The 20,616-nt window shown below is 40.4% G+C and carries 20 protein-coding genes; 16 read left to right on the forward strand and 4 right to left on the reverse strand.

The genetic code is table 11. From position 1 onward, the window contains the following. The first annotated feature begins 94 nt into the window (after nucleotides 1-94). Both thrC and J5M87_RS01210 read left to right on the forward strand, forming a co-directional pair. Nucleotides 95-1,579: a threonine synthase gene (gene thrC, locus J5M87_RS01205; RefSeq protein WP_154607764.1), complete on the forward strand. Its 1,485-nt coding sequence runs from the start codon at nucleotides 95-97 to the stop codon at nucleotides 1,577-1,579. 66 nt (nucleotides 1,580-1,645) lie between these two features. Then, nucleotides 1,646-2,923 carry an MATE family efflux transporter gene (locus J5M87_RS01210; protein WP_154607763.1) on the forward strand — a complete coding sequence of 426 codons (1,278 nt, stop codon included), beginning with the start codon at nucleotides 1,646-1,648 and terminating at the stop codon, nucleotides 2,921-2,923. Nucleotides 2,924-3,373: 450 nt separating this feature from the next. On the opposite strand, the gene J5M87_RS01215 is transcribed toward J5M87_RS01210, so the two are convergent. Then, a complete protein-coding gene (locus J5M87_RS01215) occupies nucleotides 3,374-4,237 on the reverse strand; it encodes a MerR family transcriptional regulator (RefSeq protein WP_154607762.1) in 864 nt (287 codons plus the stop codon). Nucleotides 4,238-4,327: 90 nt separating this feature from the next. Between J5M87_RS01215 and J5M87_RS01220 the strand changes: the two genes are divergently transcribed. The 14 genes from J5M87_RS01220 to dnaJ all read left to right on the forward strand — a co-directional run bounded on the left by J5M87_RS01220 (nucleotide 4,328) and on the right by dnaJ (nucleotide 17,560). Beyond that, nucleotides 4,328-5,362 carry an NAD(P)H-dependent amine dehydrogenase family protein gene (locus tag J5M87_RS01220; protein WP_154607761.1) on the forward strand — a complete coding sequence of 345 codons (1,035 nt, stop codon included), beginning with the start codon at nucleotides 4,328-4,330 and terminating at the stop codon, nucleotides 5,360-5,362. A gap of 189 nt (nucleotides 5,363-5,551) precedes the next feature. Next, nucleotides 5,552-5,818 (forward strand): hypothetical protein, encoded by a 267-nt coding sequence (locus J5M87_RS01225; RefSeq protein WP_154607760.1) that lies wholly within the window; start codon nucleotides 5,552-5,554, stop codon nucleotides 5,816-5,818. Between the two features lie 23 nt (nucleotides 5,819-5,841). Further along, the gene (locus J5M87_RS01230; RefSeq protein ID WP_154607759.1) at nucleotides 5,842-6,108 is read left to right on the forward strand and encodes an ACT domain-containing protein; all 267 of its coding nucleotides are present in this window, start codon (nucleotides 5,842-5,844) and stop codon (nucleotides 6,106-6,108) included. A gap of 11 nt (nucleotides 6,109-6,119) precedes the next feature. Continuing rightward, complete coding sequence (locus J5M87_RS01235) at nucleotides 6,120-7,457, forward strand: PFL family protein (RefSeq protein WP_154607758.1); 1,338 nt, start codon at nucleotides 6,120-6,122, stop codon at nucleotides 7,455-7,457. 72 nt (nucleotides 7,458-7,529) lie between these two features. Further along, nucleotides 7,530-8,228, forward strand: coding sequence for a histidine phosphatase family protein (locus J5M87_RS01240; RefSeq protein ID WP_154607757.1), 699 nt, complete (start codon nucleotides 7,530-7,532; stop codon nucleotides 8,226-8,228). Further along, complete coding sequence (locus J5M87_RS01245) at nucleotides 8,218-8,973, forward strand: M15 family metallopeptidase (RefSeq protein ID WP_160463126.1); 756 nt, start codon at nucleotides 8,218-8,220, stop codon at nucleotides 8,971-8,973. The genes J5M87_RS01240 and J5M87_RS01245 overlap by 11 nt, the downstream gene beginning before the upstream one ends. Nucleotides 8,974-9,395: 422 nt before the next feature. Beyond that, complete coding sequence (locus tag J5M87_RS01250; protein ID WP_154607756.1) at nucleotides 9,396-9,728, forward strand: PadR family transcriptional regulator; 333 nt, start codon at nucleotides 9,396-9,398, stop codon at nucleotides 9,726-9,728. Continuing rightward, nucleotides 9,709-10,152 carry a hypothetical protein gene (locus J5M87_RS01255; RefSeq protein WP_154607755.1) on the forward strand — a complete coding sequence of 148 codons (444 nt, stop codon included), beginning with the start codon at nucleotides 9,709-9,711 and terminating at the stop codon, nucleotides 10,150-10,152. The genes J5M87_RS01250 and J5M87_RS01255 overlap by 20 nt, the downstream gene beginning before the upstream one ends. Before the next feature lies 1 nt (nucleotide 10,153). After that, nucleotides 10,154-10,687 (forward strand): DUF2812 domain-containing protein, encoded by a 534-nt coding sequence (locus J5M87_RS01260; protein WP_154607754.1) that lies wholly within the window; start codon nucleotides 10,154-10,156, stop codon nucleotides 10,685-10,687. Continuing rightward, the gene (locus tag J5M87_RS01265) at nucleotides 10,684-10,884 is read left to right on the forward strand and encodes a hypothetical protein (RefSeq protein WP_154607753.1); all 201 of its coding nucleotides are present in this window, start codon (nucleotides 10,684-10,686) and stop codon (nucleotides 10,882-10,884) included. Before J5M87_RS01260 ends, J5M87_RS01265 begins: the two co-directional genes overlap by 4 nt. A 185-nt stretch (nucleotides 10,885-11,069) precedes the next feature. Then, complete coding sequence (gene hrcA, locus J5M87_RS01270) at nucleotides 11,070-12,104, forward strand: heat-inducible transcriptional repressor HrcA (protein WP_154607752.1); 1,035 nt, start codon at nucleotides 11,070-11,072, stop codon at nucleotides 12,102-12,104. A 318-nt stretch (nucleotides 12,105-12,422) separates the two neighbouring features. Continuing rightward, a complete protein-coding gene (grpE, locus tag J5M87_RS01275) occupies nucleotides 12,423-12,935 on the forward strand; it encodes a nucleotide exchange factor GrpE (protein ID WP_154607879.1) in 513 nt (170 codons plus the stop codon). 491 nt (nucleotides 12,936-13,426) lie between these two features. Then, nucleotides 13,427-15,250 (forward strand): molecular chaperone DnaK, encoded by a 1,824-nt coding sequence (dnaK, locus tag J5M87_RS01280; RefSeq protein ID WP_068989079.1) that lies wholly within the window; start codon nucleotides 13,427-13,429, stop codon nucleotides 15,248-15,250. Nucleotides 15,251-16,429: 1,179 nt separating this feature from the next. Next, nucleotides 16,430-17,560: a molecular chaperone DnaJ gene (dnaJ, locus tag J5M87_RS01285; RefSeq protein WP_154607751.1), complete on the forward strand. Its 1,131-nt coding sequence runs from the start codon at nucleotides 16,430-16,432 to the stop codon at nucleotides 17,558-17,560. A 532-nt stretch (nucleotides 17,561-18,092) separates the two neighbouring features. Here the strand turns inward: dnaJ and J5M87_RS01290 are convergent. From J5M87_RS01290 to J5M87_RS01300, 3 genes are all read right to left on the reverse strand, one after another. Continuing rightward, complete coding sequence (locus J5M87_RS01290; protein ID WP_154607750.1) at nucleotides 18,093-18,821, reverse strand: ABC transporter permease; 729 nt, start codon at nucleotides 18,819-18,821, stop codon at nucleotides 18,093-18,095. Beyond that, on the reverse strand, nucleotides 18,814-19,650 hold the full coding sequence (locus tag J5M87_RS01295) for an ABC transporter ATP-binding protein (RefSeq protein WP_154607749.1): 837 nt from the start codon (nucleotides 19,648-19,650) through the stop codon (nucleotides 18,814-18,816). The genes J5M87_RS01290 and J5M87_RS01295 overlap by 8 nt, the downstream gene beginning before the upstream one ends. A 61-nt stretch (nucleotides 19,651-19,711) precedes the next feature. Beyond that, nucleotides 19,712-20,608 carry a helix-turn-helix domain-containing protein gene (locus J5M87_RS01300; protein ID WP_160463125.1) on the reverse strand — a complete coding sequence of 299 codons (897 nt, stop codon included), beginning with the start codon at nucleotides 20,606-20,608 and terminating at the stop codon, nucleotides 19,712-19,714. Nucleotides 20,609-20,616 lie beyond the last annotated feature (8 nt).

Below are 20,616 nucleotides of genomic sequence, written 5' to 3' on the forward strand. Positions count from 1 at the left end.
AAGAAAACCAGATTTTCATCTGGTTTTTTCTTAGATTCTTTCAATTTTCTGACAAATTGTGATAAAATAGAAAAAAAGATTTTGAGGATGCAGCATGACACTAGTATATCAATCAACACGAGATAGCAACAATACCGTAACCGCCAGTCAGGCCATTTTGCAAGGTTTGGCAACAGATGGAGGACTCTTTACGCCTATAACATATCCGCAGGTCAGCTTGGATTTTGACCGCCTAAAGAATCAATCTTATCAAGATATCGCAAAGATCATTTTAGGAGCATTCCTGGATGATTTTACGGAAGCTGAATTAGATTATTGCATTGCCAGTGCCTATGATAGCAAGTTTGATGATCAGCGTATTGCACCATTGGTGAAGCTAGATGGACAATACAATCTTGAGTTATTCCACGGCTCAACGATTGCCTTTAAGGATATGGCCTTGTCTATCTTGCCTTACTTGATGACAACAGCAGCTAAAAAGCATGGCTTGGAAAATAAAATCGTCATTTTAACAGCAACTTCTGGCGATACTGGAAAGGCGGCGATGGCTGGTTTTGCGGATGTTCCAGGGACTGAAATTATTGTCTTTTATCCCAAAGATGGTGTCAGCAAAGTTCAAGAATTGCAAATGACCACTCAAACAGGCAACAATACCCATGTGGTTGCTATTGACGGAAACTTTGACGATGCGCAGACCAATGTCAAGGAAATGTTTAACGATGAAACCTTGCGTGCTAAATTAGCAGAACAGAAGATGCAATTTTCATCTGCTAATTCAATGAATATTGGTCGCCTTGTGCCACAGATTGTTTACTATGTCTATGCCTATGCGCAATTGGTTAAGGCAGGTGAAATTGTAGCAGGACAGGAGGTCAATTTCACAGTTCCAACAGGCAATTTTGGGAATATTCTTGCGGCTTTTTATGCCAAACAAATTGGCTTACCAGTTGGAAAATTGATTTGTGCTTCGAATGAAAACAATGTCTTGACCGACTTTTTTAAGACCAAGGTTTATGATAAGAAACGTGCCTTTAAGGTAACGACTAGTCCGTCCATGGACATCCTTGTTTCATCAAACTTGGAACGCCTGATTTTTCACCTGTTAGGAAATGATGCGGCAAAAACAGCTCAATTGATGACAGCCTTATCAAGAGAGGGTCAGTACCAATTAGACCCAGTAGATCCAGAGATATTGGACCTCTTTGCAGCAGAATGGGCGACGGAAGAAGAAACTGCTCAAGAAATTAAGCGTGTGTATGATATGTCTCGCTACATCGAAGATCCGCATACAGCAGTTGCTTCTAGCGTCTACCAAAAATATGCCGCAGCCAGTCAAGACAGCAGAAAAACAGTGATTGCTTCAACGGCTAGTCCTTATAAATTCCCCGTTGTTGCAGTAGAAGCTATCACAGGAGAAACAGGATTGAGTGATTTTGAGGCTCTTGCGACCTTACAGAGTTTATCAGGAGTGGCTCTTCCGCCAGCAGTAGACGGTTTAGAAACAGCCCCTGTTCGCCATAAGACAGTTGTCGCAGCAGCTGATATGCAAAGAGAAGTTGAGCGCTATCTAGGAGTTTAGTCAGAAATCATTTTTTAAAAATAATAGAAAGTGGAGGCAGGAGCAAGCTCTTTGCCTCTTTGCGATATGGTAGAATACAAAAAAATGATGCAGATAGCCTTGCCAGCCATGGCAGAAAATGTCTTGCAGATGCTCATAGGGCTGGTGGATAGTTACTTAGTGGCTAGTTTAGGCTTAGTCGCTATCTCAGGTGTATCTGTCGCAGGAAATATCATTGCGATTTATCAGGCCATTTTTATTGCCTTAGGAGTAGCTATTTCAAGTGTGTTAGCGCGTAGTATGGGTTCAGGAGACCAAGAATCACAAGCTAATCATGCAACGGGAGCCTTGACAATGACTTTATTGATGAGTCTCATCTTGGGCTTGATTTCCCTTTTCTTTGGACAAGAGATTCTCAGTTTATTAGGAACTGAAAAACTTGTGGCAGAAGCAGGAGGTATCTTTCTAGCCATTGTCGGTGGTACGATTGTCTTTTTAGGCTTAATGACCAGTCTTGGAGCCTTGGTGCGCACGGCTGGCAATCCTCGGTTACCCATGTATGTTAGCTTGCTAACCAATGTTTTAAATGCATTTTTCTCTAGTTTTTTTATTTTCATACTCGACTGGGGGATTGTAGGTGTTGCTCTAGGAACTGTTTTGGCTCGCCTAGTGGGGGTTGTGGTCTTGTGGAAATCCCTCACGATTTCCTTTGCTAAGCCTAGCTGGAGCTTAGATAGGGAGTTGCTTCGTTTATCCTTACCAGCGGCAGGAGAGCGTCTCATGATGCGGGCAGGCGATGTTGTCATTATCGCCCTTGTTGTACGCTTTGGAACGCAGGCTGTCGCAGGGAATGCGATTGGCGAGGTACTCACCCAGTTCAATTATATGCCAGCCTTTGGGATTGCAACAGCGACCGTCCTTTTGGTAGCGCATAGCTTGGGTCAGGGAAATAGAGAGGAAATTAGCCAGATAGCAAGGAAAAGCTATTGGTTAACCCTTGGTTTCATGCTGCCCTTGGCGTTTCTGATTTACGCTTTTGGAACTCCCTTAACGCAGTTGTATACACAGGATAAGGAAGCAGTCGCTGCCAGTCTCTTGGTTATCCTCTTCTCGCTTTTAGGTACACCATTTACAATAGGAACTGTCATCTACACGGCGGTATGGCAGGGCTTAGGCAATGGCAAACTTCCTTTTTACGCGACAACGATTGGTATGTGGGGGATTCGAATTGGCACAGGCTACCTGCTTGGTGTGACCTTGGGTCTTGGCTTACCAGGTATCTGGGCTGGAACGCTTTTAGATAATGCCTTTCGCTGGCTATTTTTGAGCATACTGTATCATCGACAGAAGAAAAAAGAAGCCTGACAAACGGTCCGGTTTTTCTTGTTTTTGTAAAAATAGATTGATACAAAGGTTGATTGGCAGGGCTATTTGGTTGTTCAACTCAATATTTTCGGAAGATTTACGTTCTATAAGGAGTAAGATTAGAAAAGAATGAACGGTTCCCTGTCAAGTAGATAGTCAAATCATAAAAGATATTACACAACCTGATTCCTGAATTCCCAAGGAGTCAGGTTGTTTCATTTTGCTCGATAGCGCTGTGTGTTGTAAATTTGGAGATAGCTTTACTAACTGGCTGATAAAGCATTCATGAGTAAGGGACAATTTGAATGAATTCTAATTTCTCTTCTACTGATTTTGAGACTTCTTTTGGATATAGGAACACTCCCCATATAGTGTCTAGTGAATGTTTGTTTTTTCACTGTCTACTATACGGGGAGTGTATCAGAATATCTAATCTTATTTTTATAAATATTATTTAGGAAAATCACGACTTGCATCCATTTTTTTGACTGCAACCTGCATTTTGATGAACATATCGCGTTCTTGTTCTAACAAGTTTGGTTGTTCATGAATGACTTCACAGATGTAAGGGCCGACTGGAGTTAATTGTTTTGCTACTAGTGTTTTGAAAAAGTAGGGCAAGCGGTCAATTTCTTCCTCAAAGGAAGAACAATAGCTAACGGCATATGATCCAGCTGCTAGTGTCACTTCCTTGACCAGAGGAGATTGGAGATAGGGGTTGTGAAGGAGAGCAAATTGTGTAGAAATCCATTGCTGTTTCTTAAAATCCTTCGCTTGCATGAGTGAGCCGATCTTGCCAAAGTGTTCGTAAAAAGGATTTTGTAAGAAGATTTCCTGCTTTAAATAACGGAGATATAGTTCGTATTCTTCTTGATTCATCTGATAGATATTTTTAGGAAGCTCGAAGGTCCAAATCGTTCGTTTAGGCAAGATTTCTATCTCAAGTTCTTTACTGGTTTTTCGTTCGGTATAGAGTAGTACCCCTGAGCGAAAGGCATCAATCTCTGCAATCCGGTGTTCCAAGGCTTTCTTTTCTCGAATCAAGCCTTGATAGCGGTCTTCGATTAGCTGGTGAAGGTGAGGATTGCTTTTGTCTGACAGAATTGCTTTGATGTCTTCCAGTGAAAAATCAAGCTGCCGTAGGTATTGAATCGAGTCGACAATGGAAGATTGCTTGATATGATAGTAGCGGTAATTGGTTTCTGGATCAATATAATAGGGATGGAGCAAATCGATTTGGTCATAAAAGCGCAGGGTGCGGATAGAAATACTGTTTATTTTGGAAAATTCACCGATTCGTAAAATATTTTTCATATGTTTTAAAACTCTCTATTGACTCTCTAGTTACTAGAGACATTATACTATAATTGTGAAAAAAATAACAATAAAAAGGAGGAGTTCATAATGAGAACTTCAAAAGTACGCGCAGTCCAATACGGATGTGGTAAAATGTCCAAAGTTTTGTTCCGCTATTTGGTAGAGCATGGAGTAGAAATTGTTGGAGCAATTGATAATAATCCAGCAGTGGTTGGTCAAGATGTGGGTGATTTTGCAGAGCTAGGATATAAGACAGGGGTTATTATCTCAAATGATGCAGAAGCAGTATTTTCAAGCTGTGATGCAGATATTGCTATTGTCACTATCTTCTCATACATGCCTGAAATGTATAATTTTTATGAAACAGCGATTAAACATGGGGTGAATGTGATTTCAACCTGTGAGGAAGCAATTTATCCTTGGACAACTTCTCCATCAGAAACAAATCGTCTCGATAAATTGGCGAAAGAGCATGGTGTGACTATTATGGGATCTGGTATGCAGGATATTTACTGGATTAATATGCCATGTCTTATGATGGCAGGGATGAATAAAATCACTAAGATTAAAGGTGCTGTCAGCTATAACGTAGAAGATTACGGTTTAGCACTTGCTGAAGCACATGGTGCTGGCTACGATGTAGAACGATTTGAAAAAGAAATTGCTTCTGCTGAAAGTTTCCCTTCTTACATGTGGAATTCTGCAGAAGGTATCTGTGCGAAAATGAACTTGACCATCAAAGATATTTCCCAAAAGAGTGTACCATACATTCTTGATGAAGACATTTATTCTGAAACACTTGGCCGGACTATTCCAGCAGGAGAAGTAACAGGAATGTCAGCTGTTACAACTATTCATACGAACCAAGGTATTGAATTAGAAGTAGAATGTATCGGAAAAGTTTACCGTGAAGATGACGGAGATATGTGCGATTGGGAAATCTTTGGTGAACCTGATTTGATATTCTCTGTTAACAAACCAGATACAGTAGCGCATACTTGTGCAACTGTCGTAAACCGTATCCCAACTGTTATGGATGCACCAGCTGGATTTGTGACATGTGAAAAAGCACGTGATGTAGAGTATTTGACGTATCCAATGCACACCTATGTAGGCAAATAAGGTAGTAAACTGAATCTGTCGTATCTAGTGGCAAAAGAGAATTGTGGAGGGCTTGTTTCCTGTATATACGGGAGGCAGGTCTTCTTTCATTTTTTCCGAATATTTTTTAAAAAATATAGATGACGCTTAGGGCTTGGTTTACTTTTGTGGTACAATGGAAATCAGAAAGTAGAAGAAGCGAGGTAGAAGATGACTGCAACCCTATTTTTTGTGACAGAATGTCCAGATACAGCTCCGTTTGTGGCTGGTTTAAAAGAATTGGCATTCGACTATGAAGCTGTTGAGATTACGGCTAATTTGGCAAATTTTAAGCGTTTTATCCGTTTGCGAGACCAGCATCCAGCTTTTCAACAGGCAAAAGAAAATGGTTATGTGGGAATGCCAGCGTTGCAAATTGGAGAAGAGGTCTTTTTAGATCTTTCTGAGGTCAAAGACTTTTTGGGTCATTCATCATGAGATAAAAAGGAAAGAGGGCTAAGATGAAAGCGATTATTACAGTTGTTGGGAAAGATAGAACAGGTATTGTAGCGGGAGTTTCTGCTAAGATTGCGGAATTAGGATTGAATATTGATGATATTTCACAAACCGTTTTAGATGAATTTTTCACTATGATGGCAGTTGTTTCAAGCGATGAGAAAAAAGATTTTGCGGTCTTACGTCAGGAATTTGACACCTTTGGTGAGAGCTTGAATGTTAAAATTAACATTCAAAGCGCCGCAATTTTTGAAGCCATGTATAACATCTAAGAGGTAGCGGAATGGATATTAGACAAGTAACTGAAACCATTGCTATGATTGAGGAGCAGAATTTCGATATTCGGACCATCACGATGGGAATTTCGCTTCTGGATTGTATTGATACAGATATTGAGCAAGCTGCAGAGAAGATTTACGAAAAAATTACGACCAAGGCACGTGATTTGGTCGCGGTCGGTGATGAGATTGCAGCGGAATTAGGGATTCCTATTGTCAATAAACGGGTGAGTGTGACACCCATTGCTCTGGTTGGAGCAGCGACAGATGCGACGGATTATCTTCCCCTAGCCAAAGCGCTAGACCGAGCAGCCAAGGAAATCGGGGTTGATTTTATTGGTGGATTTTCTGCCTTGGTGCAAAAAGGCTATCAAAAAGGGGATGAAATCTTAATCAACTCAATTCCTCGTGCTTTAGCTGAAACAGATAAGGTCTGCTCGTCCGTCAATATCGGTTCAACTAAGACAGGAATCAATATGACAGCTATCCGTGATATGGGACGGATTATCAAGGAAACAGCGACTCTGTCTGAAATGGGAGCTGCAAAATTAGTTGTTTTTGCGAATGCAGTAGAAGATAATCCCTTCATGGCTGGAGCCTTTCATGGAGTTGGTGAAGCGGATGTGGTCATCAATGTTGGCGTATCAGGTCCTGGGGTAGTCAAGCGTGCTTTAGAAAAAGTTCGTGGAGAGAGCTTTGACGTTGTGGCTGAGACAGTTAAAAAGACAGCCTTTAAGATTACCCGTATTGGTCAATTGGTCGGTCAAATGGCGAGTGAACGTCTGGGTGTGAAGTTTGGGATTGTGGATTTAAGTCTTGCTCCAACCCCTGCTGTCGGTGATTCTGTAGCCCGTGTTTTAGAAGAAATGGGTCTTGAAACGGTTGGAACGCATGGGACGACAGCAGCGCTTGCTCTCCTCAATGACCAAGTGAAAAAGGGCGGTGTGATGGCCTGTAATCAAGTTGGTGGTCTGTCTGGTGCCTTTATTCCTGTTTCTGAAGATGAGGGGATGATTGCAGCTGTTCAATCTGGTTCGCTGAATTTGGAAAAATTAGAAGCGATGACAGCCATTTGTTCAGTTGGATTAGATATGATTGCCATTCCAGAAGAAACACCTGCAGAGACCATTGCTGCCATGATTGCGGATGAAGCAGCAATTGGGGTAATCAATCAGAAAACAACTGCTGTACGGATTATTCCAAAAGGCAAAGAAGGGGACCTGATTGAATTTGGTGGCCTATTAGGAACGGCTCCCGTTATGAAAGTCAATCAAGCTTCATCTGCTGATTTTATTGCGCGTGGTGGACAAATTCCAGCACCAATCCATAGCTTTAAAAATTAGAGAATAGGAAACGATTGTCTTAGACAGTCGTTTTTTGATATAATAGAATGAGGAAGACAAGGAGGAACAACAATGGCAGAAACTAGATTATATATTGCGCGCCATGGTAAGACCATGTTTAATACTATTGGTCGGGTGCAAGGCTGGTGTGATACTCCCTTGACGACAATAGGCGAAACGGGTATTCGCGAATTAGGTCTTGGTTTGAAGGAAGCTGGTTTAGAATTTAAGGTTGCCGTATCTAGTGATTTAGGTCGGACAGTTCAGACGATTACCATTGCTCAAAGAGAATTGGGCATTCTTGGTAAGATTCCTTACTATCAAGATAAACGCATTCGTGAATGGTGTTTTGGGAGCTTTGAAGGGATGTATGATGCAGAATTGTTTAGTGGTGTGCTGCCGCGCATTAGCGGAGTTGTCGATGCCAATACGATGACTTTCGAAGAAATTGCCAATGGGGTACATGAAGCTGACTCGGCCAATTGGTCTGAACCTTGGGAAGTGTTAAAAGAGCGTATTTTTAATGGCTTTGAACGTATTGCTAAAGACCTCGAAAAACAAGGTGGGGGTAATGCCTTGGTTGTTAGCCACGGTATGACGATTGCAACCTTGGTGAATCTATTAGAACCAGAACGTCCAACCAATCTAGCGCTAGATAATGGTTCGATAACTGTTTTGAGATACGAAAATGAACAATTTAGCATAGAAGCAGTAGGAGATATGTCGTATCGCCAGACTGGCGCTCGTCTATTGGAGGGGTATGAAAAATAAAAATCTTTTCGAAACAGCAGGAATCATGATATGCCTCCTTGTCATTTTAGCTGGTGTTATTTTCGTTTGGAAAATAGATACAGCAGCCTTCTTTCAAGGCGCAACACCGACCAGATCTTCATCAGCCACTTCAATATCAGCTGCTAGTAGCTCATCTCAAGCCCAAAAAGAAGATACCTTACCAAATGTTTCTCCAGATGATTGGGAATTAGTCTTGGTTAATCGCGACCACTTGTTAGAGACAGAGCCAGCCTCTTTAACGAGCATTGGGGATATTCAAGTAGATAGTCGAATTGCGGAAGCGACAAACCAGTTTTTAGTAGCTGCCCGAATGATTGTTCCAGAAGAAATCCTTATTTCGGGCTATAGAAGCAAGACAGAGCAAGAACAATTGTATAATGACAGAATTGCAGAAGCTGAAGCAAGCGGCTTATCGCAAGAAGAAGCAGAAAATCTTGTCAAAAATCAGGTGCAGCGACCTGGAGCCAGTGAACATCAAACAGGACTGGCTATCGATATGGGAGAAGCGGAAGGTCAGTTAGATGAAGTAGCAGAAAAAATCAAGGCCTTGGCTCCGCAATATGGGTTTGTACTGCGCTATCCTGAAGGAAAAAGCGAGATAACAGGGATTAAATTTGAAAGTTGGCACTTCCGCTATGTCGGTATTGACAGTGCTAAGTATATGGAAGAGCATCATCTTGTATTAGAAGAATATATTGCTTTATTAAAAGAAAAGAAACAGTAAAAGGTTGAGCAAAAAGTATCAAAACTGCTCATTTTTATAGTTTGATCAGCTTAACACAGTAGCTGTCTGGTTAGTAAAACGTTAATCAATCAACATTCTATTAAAAGAGGCTAGCGAACAGTTCTTCGCTAGCCCTATTTCCAAGCTTTCACCATTCTCAATTGCAAGGAGCGAGCTACGCTCGTTCTATTTCCAGTCTTCCACAATTCTCAATTGTGGAAGCTAGTCAACATGCGGGGTGGGAGTAAACGAATCCATTGGATTCGTTTAGCCCGAACCTAAAAATACAGGAGTGAGGATAATCGATTTCTATGAAATCACGATTGAGTCTCACTCCCTTATTTTTTTCTTGACAACTGCATCGAGGTGCGATATACTTATTGTATCGAGATTCGATATATCGAGCTACAAGGAGAAGCGAAATGGAAGAAAAACTAAGGCGAGTCTATCTTCCGATGACAGAGACTGCATTTTATATTTTATTTGCCTTACAGGAAGAGCGGCATGGTTATGACATTACCCAAAAGACCAAGGAATTAACGGGTGGACAAGTTGTGATTAGCCCAGGAACTATGTATGGCACACTTTCTAAGATGGAAAAGGACGGCCTGATTGCCTTTGTCCGCGAGGAGGAAAAGCGTAAGCTTTATCTGATAACGAAGTTAGGACGAGAGGTTCTAGCTATTGAGCTGGATCGGATTGAACGTCTTTATCGAAATAGTCGAGGTGAGAGATATGAAACAGCAGAGATTTAAGGCTTTTCAGCCGAATCAAATGGAAGAGTATTTGAAACAGATGCACCAGTCAGGTCAAGCCTTAAAAGAGGTTTTTCCCTGGTCTGGTAAAATGGTATTCTTTCCTTGTAAGTCTGAAGAAATGGTCTGTGGTGTGTCACCCTATGTTGTCTGGCGCAAGCCTGTAGCTGCGGTAGGCACTCCAGATGAAGCGCTCCTCTACAATGATCGTAGTAGCATATATGCTTATCAAAAGAGAATTGTGACGAATCGGATTTTATCCACTGCAATTTTGCCTTGGATTTCGTTGGCTAATAGCTCGATTTGGCGCATTGCGGAGTGGAAATGGCAGCAGTTTGCCTGGAATGGCATGATGTTGCTTATCTGGCTCAGTTTTGTAGCCTATCAACTGTGCACATTGTATCGCTTGAAAAAGGAGCTGTAAGATGAAAAAAGAATGGAAGTTGTTCTTCATTACAGATTTTGAAAAGGAAGAAGAGTACTTAACCGACATGCACCGTAAGGGTTGGAAGTTAAAAGAAGTACGCTTTCCCTGTCTATTCATTTTTGAAAAATGCCAACCGGAAGAAGTGGCCTATTGCCTTGATTTCAAGCCGAGATTGGGAGAGGATCAGGATGCCTATTACCAAATGTATGAGGACTATGGCTGGGAGAATCTCGGAACTTGCAATAATTTTGTCTATTTTCGCAAACCTATGACAGCAGTTGAAGAAGCAACTATTTATAGCGATCGTCAGAGCAAACTTGACATGATTGGACAAATCTTCAAGTGGCGGTTTTTGGCTGTCGTGCTAATCGGGCTAACTGTCTTTTGGCGGGTTTTTTATCCTCGAGATGAGAATACTTGGTCCTTATGGATGTGGAGAGTTTTGTCTCTTGCCTACCTTTTTGTCTTTTTCTATTGCGGGATTGGATTTTACAAATTGCAAAAGCGTTACGCTGAAAGGGGATTAAAATGAAAAAACAGTGTCCGAAAGTGGCAATTGCAGCCATACCTATTTTATGTATTAATTTTTTTCTCAATCTGCCTCGTTTACAGTTTGAGCAGGTGACGTTTCCTAAAATCGTGACGGATACGATTGTCCTGATTCACCCTGTTTTGATAGGGATTATCCTGTATCGCTTCTGGAAATGGAAGAACACAGAACAGGACTAGACAGGTAGTTGGTTAACTATGGCGCGTCTAGGTCTTTAGACTGATTTTTAGCACTCTTATCAAAAGAGTGCTAATTTTTTGTTTTTCTACCTTGACTTTAAGAATAATCGGTGTATAATAGAATCATGAGTTAGCACTCAGAGGATAAGAGTGCTAATGCTGGAATTCCGAATGGAGGTGAGGTTTTGGTAACAGAACGCCAACATGAAATTCTAAATTTGATCGTTGAAATCTTTACGAAAACGCACGAGCCAGTCGGATCGAAGGCCCTTCAAGATAGCATTGCCTCAAGTAGTGCGACCATTCGAAATGATATGGCGGCGTTGGAGAAAAAAGGGTTGCTTGAAAAAGCTCATACCTCGAGTGGTCGAATGCCTAGTGTAGAAGGCTTCAAATACTTTGTGGAGCATTCCCTAACCTTTGATAGTTTAGCTGAAGAAGATATGTATCAGGTTGTCAGGAGTTTTGATCAGGAATTTTTCCGACTGGATGACATTTTGCAGACAGCAGCGACCATCTTGTCGGATTTAACGTCCTGTACGGTGGCGGTGCTTGATGTTGAACCTAGTCAGCAGAAACTCACAGCGTTTGACATCGTCATTCTCAGTCAGCATGCAGCTTTGGCTGTGATGACCTTAGATGAGTCAAAAACGCTGACCAGACAATTTGCCATTCCTAAGAATTTTCTCCGTGAAGATTTAAGGGAAGTCAGAAATCTGGTCTTAGAACGATTGCTGGGGAAAACGGTACTAGATATTCATTACAAACTCAGGACCGAAATTCCGCAGATTATCCAACGGCATTTTGTCACGACAGATAATGTCTTGCATCTATTTGAACACATTTTCTCAGATCTTTTTACCGAGAATGTGGTGACGGCTGGAAAGATTCGCTTGCTTGATTTTGCGGATATTGGGGCTTACCAGTTTTTTGAATTTCCGCAAAAAGTAGCTCTTGAAATGCGAAGCAATCTAGCTGAAGCTGAAATGCAGAGTGTCAAGGTGGCAGACAGTCGAGAACCATCGCTTGCTCATCTGACCGTAGTGACAACCAAGTTTCTCATCCCTTATCGTGGATTCGGAATCTTAGCCGTCATCGGACCAATCAATGTGGATTACAACCGCATGATGAGCCTTATCAATCTCGTGAACCGAGTTCTCATGATGAAGTTAACCGACTTCTATCGATATCTAAGTAGCAACCATTACGAGGTGCATTAAGATACGAGGGCGTGAAAAAATCGAATGAAAAATAGGAAATACGACGAAGAAGCTGAGGCTTCTAGGAGTGTTTGTCTTTTTTCCGAGATTTTAGCCCGAGTTCAGTTTATTAAGATGTGAGAGCGTAAAAAGCCCAAAGTGAAAATAGGAAATCTGTCGCAGAGTCTTTGGACTCTAGAGAGATTTATCTTTTTCACAAAGGGCTTAGCTCGAACTCAGTTCTCCAAAACATGAGAGCGTTAAAAAGTAAGGACAATGCACAAAGATCTTAGAGAATAGTTGAAATGAATAAAAAGGAGGTTTCGTGTGACCGAAGAAATGAAAAAAGAAGAACAGCTTGAGGAAGTGGAAGGGACAGAAGAAGTTGTCCAAGAAGAAGCAACTCAAGAAAAGTCGGAATTAGAACTTGCGAATGAACGTGCTGAGGACTTTGAAAACAAGTATCTGCGTGCCGTAGCTGAAATGCAAAATATTCAACGCCGTAGCAGCGAAGAACGTCAAACCTTGCAACGCTATCGCAGTCAGGATTTAGCTAAGGCAATCTTGCCGTCGCTTGATAACCTAGAGCGTGCGCTAGCCGTAGAAGGTCTGACAGATGACGTGAAAAAAGGCCTTGAAATGGTTCAAGAAAGTCTGGTTCAAGCACTGAAAGACGAGGGGATTGAAGAAGTAGCAGCAGACGGGGCATTTGATCCTAACTTCCACATGGCTATCCAAACCATGCCAGCAGATGACGAACATCCAGCTGACACGATTGCACAAGTCTTCCAAAAAGGCTATAAACTGCATGAAAGGGTACTTCGCCCTGCTATGGTGGTGGTGTATAGCTAGTATAGGGGAATAAATGAGCAACAAGAATAAAAGAGTTTTAAAAATTTTATTGCTATTCTTAGCCTTATTTATTGTTAATATTTTGGTCTTTAAAATATTATTTATCATCGGATTTAATGTTGTAATGAGCGAAAGTAGTTATTTACTTCCCTCTTTATTTACAACAGCAGTCCTACTGTTAATAGCTAAAAAATCCAAATATAAATAAAAGAAATTGTTTATTATGACTATTTGTCCGAAATGACGATAAACTATGAAAATAAGAAATAAACTTGCTTTTTCGGGTGCGTCAACAATGAAGCGAACGAAGTGAGCCTTACCGATACTCTTTGTCGTGGCAAAAGTCACAAAACGCTAGCGTTTTGTGACTCGGAAATTTTGAGACTTTGGGCTCAAAATTTAGTTATGAGATTCCGAAGGAAGCTGCTAACGTCCGTGCCGCCTAAGAAGAGTATCAAACAAAGAAAAAATTATAAAAAGAGGAAAAATATATGTCTAAAATTATTGGTATTGACTTAGGAACTACAAACTCTGCAGTCGCTGTTCTTGAAGGAACAGAAAGTAAAATCATTGCAAACCCAGAAGGAAATCGTACAACTCCATCTGTTGTATCATTCAAAAATGGTGAAATCATCGTTGGTGATGCAGCAAAACGCCAAGCTGTAACAAATCCAGATACGATTATCTCCATCAAATCAAAAATGGGAACTGCTGAAAAAGTTGCTGCAAATGGGAAAGAATACACACCACAAGAAATCTCTGCGATGATTCTTCAATACTTGAAAGGCTATGCAGAAGAATATCTTGGTGAAAAAGTAACCAAAGCAGTTATTACAGTCCCAGCTTACTTCAACGATGCACAACGTCAAGCAACAAAAGACGCTGGTAAAATTGCAGGTCTTGAAGTAGAGCGTATCGTCAACGAGCCAACAGCAGCAGCTCTTGCTTACGGTCTTGATAAGACAGACAAAGAAGAAAAAATCTTGGTATTTGACCTTGGTGGAGGAACATTTGACGTTTCAATCCTTGAGTTAGGTGACGGTGTCTTTGATGTTCTTGCGACTGCTGGGGATAACAAACTTGGTGGAGATGACTTTGACCAAAAAATCATCGACCACATGGTTACAGAGTTCAAGAAAGAAAACGGCATTGACTTGTCAGCAGATAAAATGGCTGTGCAACGTTTGAAAGATGCGGCTGAAAAAGCTAAGAAAGACCTTTCAGGTGTCACTTCAACTCAAATCAGCTTGCCATTTATCACTGCAGGAGAAGCAGGACCTCTACACTTGGAAATGACCCTTACTCGTGCGAAATTCGATGATTTGACACGTGACCTTGTAGAACGCACAAAAGAGCCAGTTCGCCGTGCTTTGTCTGACGCAGGACTTTCTATCTCAGAAATTGATGAGGTTATCCTTGTAGGTGGTTCAACACGTATTCCAGCGGTTGTTGAAGCGGTGAAAGCTGAAACTGGTAAAGAACCAAACAAATCTGTAAACCCAGACGAAGTTGTAGCTATGGGTGCTGCAATCCAAGGTGGGGTTATCTCTGGTGATGTCAAAGACGTTGTTCTTCTTGACGTAACACCATTGTCACTTGGTATCGAAACAATGGGTGGTGTCTTTACAAAACTCATTGACCGCAACACAACCATTCCAACTTCTAAATCACAAGTCTTCTCAACGGCAGCAGACAATCAACCAGCGGTAGATATTCACGTTCTTCAAGGTGAGCGTCCAATGGCAGCGGACAACAAGACACTTGGTCGTTTCCAATTGACAGATATTCCAGCTGCACCTCGTGGTATTCCTCAAATCGAAGTAACTTTTGATATTGACAAAAACGGTATCGTATCTGTTAAGGCTAAAGACCTTGGAACGCAAAAAGAGCAAACCATCGTTATTCAATCAAATTCAGGTTTGACAGATGAAGAAATTGACCGCATGATGAAAGATGCAGAAGCAAACGCAGAAGCAGATAAAAAACGTAAAGAAGAAGTTGACCTTCGTAATGAAGTTGACCAAGCAATCTTTGCGACTGAAAAAACAATCAAAGAAACAGAAGGCAAAGGCTTTGACGCAGAACGTGATGCGGCACAAGCAGCTCTTGACGAATTGAAAGCTGCTCAAGAAGCAAATAACTTGGACGACATGAAGGCGAAATTGGAAAACTTGAACGAAAAAGCCCAAGGCCTAGCTGTTAAGATGTACGAACAAGCGGCAGCAGCCCAACAAGCAGCAGGGGGCGCAGAAGGTGCGGCTAACCCAGGTCAAGCAGGCGATGACGTAGTAGACGGAGAGTTTACGGAAAAGTAGGATACGAGGACGTGTAAAAAGCAACAGGAAAATAGGAGATATGACGCAGGAGCAATGCTTCTAGGGGTATCTATCTTTTTTCCGAGCTTTTAGTCCGAGTTTAACTATGATGTGACGACGTTAAGAAACCGAAAGAAAAATAGGAAGCCATCGCCGTGTGCGATGCACACAAGGTGGCTTATCCCTAAAGGGAGCCGAATCTGTAGTTGATTGAAATCAACACATCTTTGTCTCTTTTTTCCGAAGTTCTTAGCTCGAACTCAGTTCAGCTTATATAGGTTGTCTGAGCTCAACTAATCGGAACTCAATTCTGCTAATGTAATTTGAAAAGAGCAGGTCTATGTATAACAAATGAAAACAAGTATCGCGGGATACACATAGCAAGGAGCTAGGGAGGATTTCTTGGCTCCTGCTTTGCTAGTAAGAAATGGAAAGAGTCATTGATTTTTGAGGAAGTACTGAACGATTTTCTATTATTCTTCGATTTGTTTAACGACTTAATATGACATAGAAAGGAAAGTGTTCTGAATTGAACCCGGGCTACGGACTGTGCCAAAAAGAGACATAGCTGTTCCAGCATAGCTGGCTTACAGATATGGCTACCTTTAGGTATAGATTTTTCTAGAACGTAAACATCCGTTGTCAAATCTTCTATTTTGATTTTATCCGTTTAACGCCCTTTGTATCTTAACAGAAAGGAACTAAATTGAACGCGAGCGGAAAGCTTGTTCCTGTTCCAATATTTTACAAGAAAGGATAGATGGTTTCAGTAATTGAACCCGCCTAACATCTATGTCAAAAAGACAAACGTTTCCTAGACGCAAGCGTCTTCGTCACAGTTACTATTTTGACTTTGCTCAATCTACATTTTTAATAGAAAGGAATACAAACGTTCTTAACTGAACCCGGGCTACGGACTGTGCCAAAAAGAGACATAGCTGTTCCAGCATAGCTGGCTTACAGATATGGCTACCTTTAGGTATAGATTTTCCTAGGACATAAACGTCCGTTGTTAGATCTTCTATTTTGGCTTTGTCCGCTTAACGCCCTTTGTATCTTAACAGAAAGGAAATGAACCCGCCCTAACGTCTGTGTCAAAAAGACAAATGTTTCCTATACGCAAGCGTCTTCGTCACATTTGCTATTTTGACTTTGCCGTTTACGGGCTTGGTATCTTAAATGAACAATACAGAATTTTACGATCGTCTGGGGGTGTCAAAAGATGCGTCTCAGGATGAAATCAAAAAGGCTTATCGGAAAATGTCCAAGAAGTACCACCCTGATATCAATAAGGAGGCTGGTGCGGAGCAAAAATATAAGGACATTCAAGAGGCTTATGAAACGCTTAGTGATGCCCAAAAACGCGCTAGCTATGATCAATTTGGAGCTGCTGGTGCCCAAGGTGGTTTCGGTGGCGGAGGCTTTAGTGGCTTTGACGGTTCAGGTTTTGGAGGATTTGAAGATATTTTCTCTAGCTTCTTTGGAGGTGGTGGAGGAAGTCGCAATCCAAATGCACCGCGTCAAGGAGATGATCTTCAATACCGAATTAACTTGAAATTTGAAGAGGCGATTTTTGGGGCAGAAAAAGAAGTTAGCTACAATCGTGAGGCGACCTGTCGAACTTGTACAGGTTCTGGTGCGAAACCAGGCACCAGTCCGGTCACTTGTGGTCGCTGTCATGGTGCTGGAGTCATTAATGTGGACACCCAAACACCGCTTGGTATGATGCGCCGCCAGGTAACCTGTGATGTCTGTCATGGTCGTGGAAAAGAAATCAAAGATCCATGTCATACTTGTCATGGTACTGGTCATGAAAAGCAGGCTCATACAGTTACTGTAAAAGTTCCGGCTGGTGTAGAAACAGGACAGAAAATTCGTCTTGCAGGTCAAGGAGAAGCAGGCTTTAATGGTGGCCCTTACGGCGATCTCTTTGTTGTCATTCAAGTTCAGGCTTCAGACAAGTTTGAACGTGATGGTACGACCATTCACTATAAATTAAATTTAAACTTTGTTCAGGCTGCATTGGGGGATACGGTACATGTACCGACAGTCCATGGTGATGTCGATTTGGTGATTCCTGAGGGCACGCAAACGGGCAAGAAATTCCGCTTAAAAGGAAAAGGGGCACCGAGTCTGCGTGGAGGTGTTGTTGGTGATCAATACGTGACTGTCAATATCGTCACGCCAACTAATCTCAATGAAAAGCAAAAAGCAGCTTTGAAAGAGTTTGCGGCAGCAGGAAATATCTCTGTTCATCCACAGAAAAAAGGATTTTTTGATAAGGTCAAAGACGCCTTTGATGATTTATAAAAAACGAATTTGAGATACGATGCAAGGAACCTCTTATAAGGAGGTTCTCAGCTTGAAGAAAAAGTCTTTTTATTGCCACCGTCCTCATGTGCTTTCGGACATCAGCGACTTCCTTCGGAATTCCATGATTCATCTTCGAGTCTAAGGTCTCGAAGATGCCGAATGACAGAAAACGTTATTAAATGAACGTTTTCTGTCACTTTTAGCACGGCGGAGGTGGCGGTATTGTGCTCGCTACGCTCACAAATTTTCTAACCTTAAAACTACAGAAAATTAAATATCATTGTAATGTTTTTCTGAATTGTGCGGTTTGTCTACATTCTGGGAACCTCTTATAAGGAGGTTCTTTTTTGTTCGGACGAGGGGAGTTAGTTACAATAATGTAAATACGGGCATTTTATTAAGCGAGAGAGATGTAAGCATCAAATTAAGGAATACATTGATTGGTGCAACTGCGACAAATCACAAGCAATATAAAAGGGCATATCCGCCTATAAATATATGACTTTATGCCCGGATAACACCTATTTTACTAGAAAAATTTTAACTTAGACAAAGAATGTCTTCTGTTTATTTCCAGAGATTTACTTTTCTTTATTGCTAAGAAAGCAAGTAGACTTAAGCAGATATTCCAAATAATTAAGATTTTAATAGAAGTATCGCTAATTGAAAATTCTGGGTCAGTGAAAAAGTTCGTGTAGGCTCCCATGAAGCTGCAATCTACAACCTTTTTTAAGCTATCTTTTATGCCTGAAAACATTGGTAATAATGCTACAATAAACGTGATCGGTAATCCATTGATTTGGGCTTGTGATTGAGTGGATGACAGCAATCCAATACACATGTTCATCAACATCACTGCTAAAGAAGTTAACAATATGACTACGGAATATTCTAAATACAAATCGTCTATATTTGATTCTGTTAAAATGGGAAACACAGTCATAGTAACGATTGTAACAATAATGGGAGGGATAAGGACAGATAAGATATATTCGTTGTATCGAACACCGCTTAAAATCAATGTTTTTAAAATATTTTTTTCTTTCTCTTCTGAAATGATGGTTGAAATCATATTTCCAATAGATATTGAAATTGCCATTGATAAGCATGCAAACATCAACTTCATACCGGTCAATCCTACAATGTTTTTATACAGTAGCACGAGTATGAATGGTAATAAAATTTGGACAAGTAAATTCTTATTAGTCATTAAAATCTGATTTCTTAGCCAAATCAAAGCTTTCATTCGTTTAAACATTTAATTTCTCCCCTGTAAGCTGTATAAAAATATCCTCTAGTGTTGGTTCACAAGAATGAACTGCTACAACATTCGCTAAGTCTAATCCTTCAAATTCTGAGAAAGTCAGTTCTTTTTCTTCAAAATTTGAGTAGGTTAACTTTAATTTTTTGCTTGTATTGTATTTTTGGATAATCTCTTTTGGTACACCTGCTTCTACTAATTTTCCTTTGTTTAGTAGAACTAATTCATCGCAAAGTAAGGTCGCCTCACTCATATCATGTGTTGTTAAAAAAATAGATGTTCCCTGATTTTTCAAATCAATCAATAGTTTGTGAATAGATTGAGAAGTTGTTGGATCTAGACCACTTGTAGGCTCATCAAGAAATAAAACTTTTGGCTTATTTATCAAGGCTCGAGTTAGTAACATTCGCTGTTTCATTCCTGTTGATAATTTTTCGGCAGGTATTTTTTTGCTCTCATACAATCCTACTTTTTGCAAAAGTTCATCTATTTTTTCATTGTTTACACCATATAATTTGCCGTAAAATTGTAGATTTTTTTCTAGTGAAAGTTTTTCGTAAAATCCACTCTTATCGCTAACGATTCCGATTTTCTCAAAATCATCTGCAGTTATATTCCGAGAATCTTTTTGAAAAATTTCGGCGATTCCTTGTTCTTGTGCTAATTGTCCTGTAAGAATATGAATCATAGTTGTTTTGCCAGAACCAGATGGACCCAAAAAACCAAAAATCATTCCTTCCTTTATCTTAAAACTGATAGCATCTAAAGCAATCTTCGTTCCAAATTTTTTTACAATATTTTTTACTTCAATCGTAGTGCTAGTCATATCAATCCTTCCTTTCTTTATGGTTTTATTATATTGAAAACATAAAAAAGCAACATGACTTCTAAGTCAGGTTGCCTAAATCTGCCGATTTTTCTTTTTCAAGGTTACTTGCTAACACTGTATCGTTCAGCATTTTTGCGAACATAATCGACTTATCGTACGACTCTGTAGCTTTTTCAATGTCTTTCTGTACTTGTAAATAATATTTTGCTTCAAAAGCATAAATAGCAGGCTTATGCTGGAAGTTATTCGTTGTTTCTATAATTTCTCTAAAGGTTTTTGTGTATAAAAGATACTGATCTGGTTCTATCTGTGTCAGTATAGACAATAATATTTTCTCTAATACATACATTCGTTCAAAATCGCTGTAATCAATGTAGGACAGGACTTTTTGTGACAATTCCTCGAAGTAGGTTTTATCCTCCAAATCGATGGCGCAGCAAAAGAGATATAAATCAATAATCAGCAAATCATTATAACTGTAGTGCTTCTTTTTTAGAATCTGATGAAGGTATTCCTCGAGTAAACGAATTCCGAACTCAGAATTTCTACTTGAAAAAACATCTAATTTAACTTGTAAAACCTCTACCAATAATTGCTCTTCTTCCGGTAGATTGTCGTAGAATTCTTCATAGATTTCATCAAACATTAATTCGTGTTGTCTGATTCGCTCCGCATCGCCGTAAGTGTGTGATTTAATCAACTTATTCTTAAGTTCTAAATATCTGTTTGGGATCTCAATCTTATTCCTATCGAGTAAATCTTGAACTGGAATTCCAAGCTTTTCTGATAAAAAAATTATTTTAGGTAACGTTACCATTGCTTGGCCGTTCTCTATCCGAGCCAATTGTCGTATGGTTAACTCTGATTCGTCATCACAAATATCTATTTGCGTAAGGCCTTTGTTTAGTCGTGCCGAACGGATTCTTTTTCCAATCTCAACCTTAATATCTCCCACTATTATGG

Origin of the sequence: Streptococcus sp. zg-86 (assembly GCF_017639855.1) — a bacterium.
GTDB classification, from domain to species: Bacteria; Bacillota; Bacilli; order Lactobacillales; family Streptococcaceae; genus Streptococcus; species Streptococcus zhangguiae.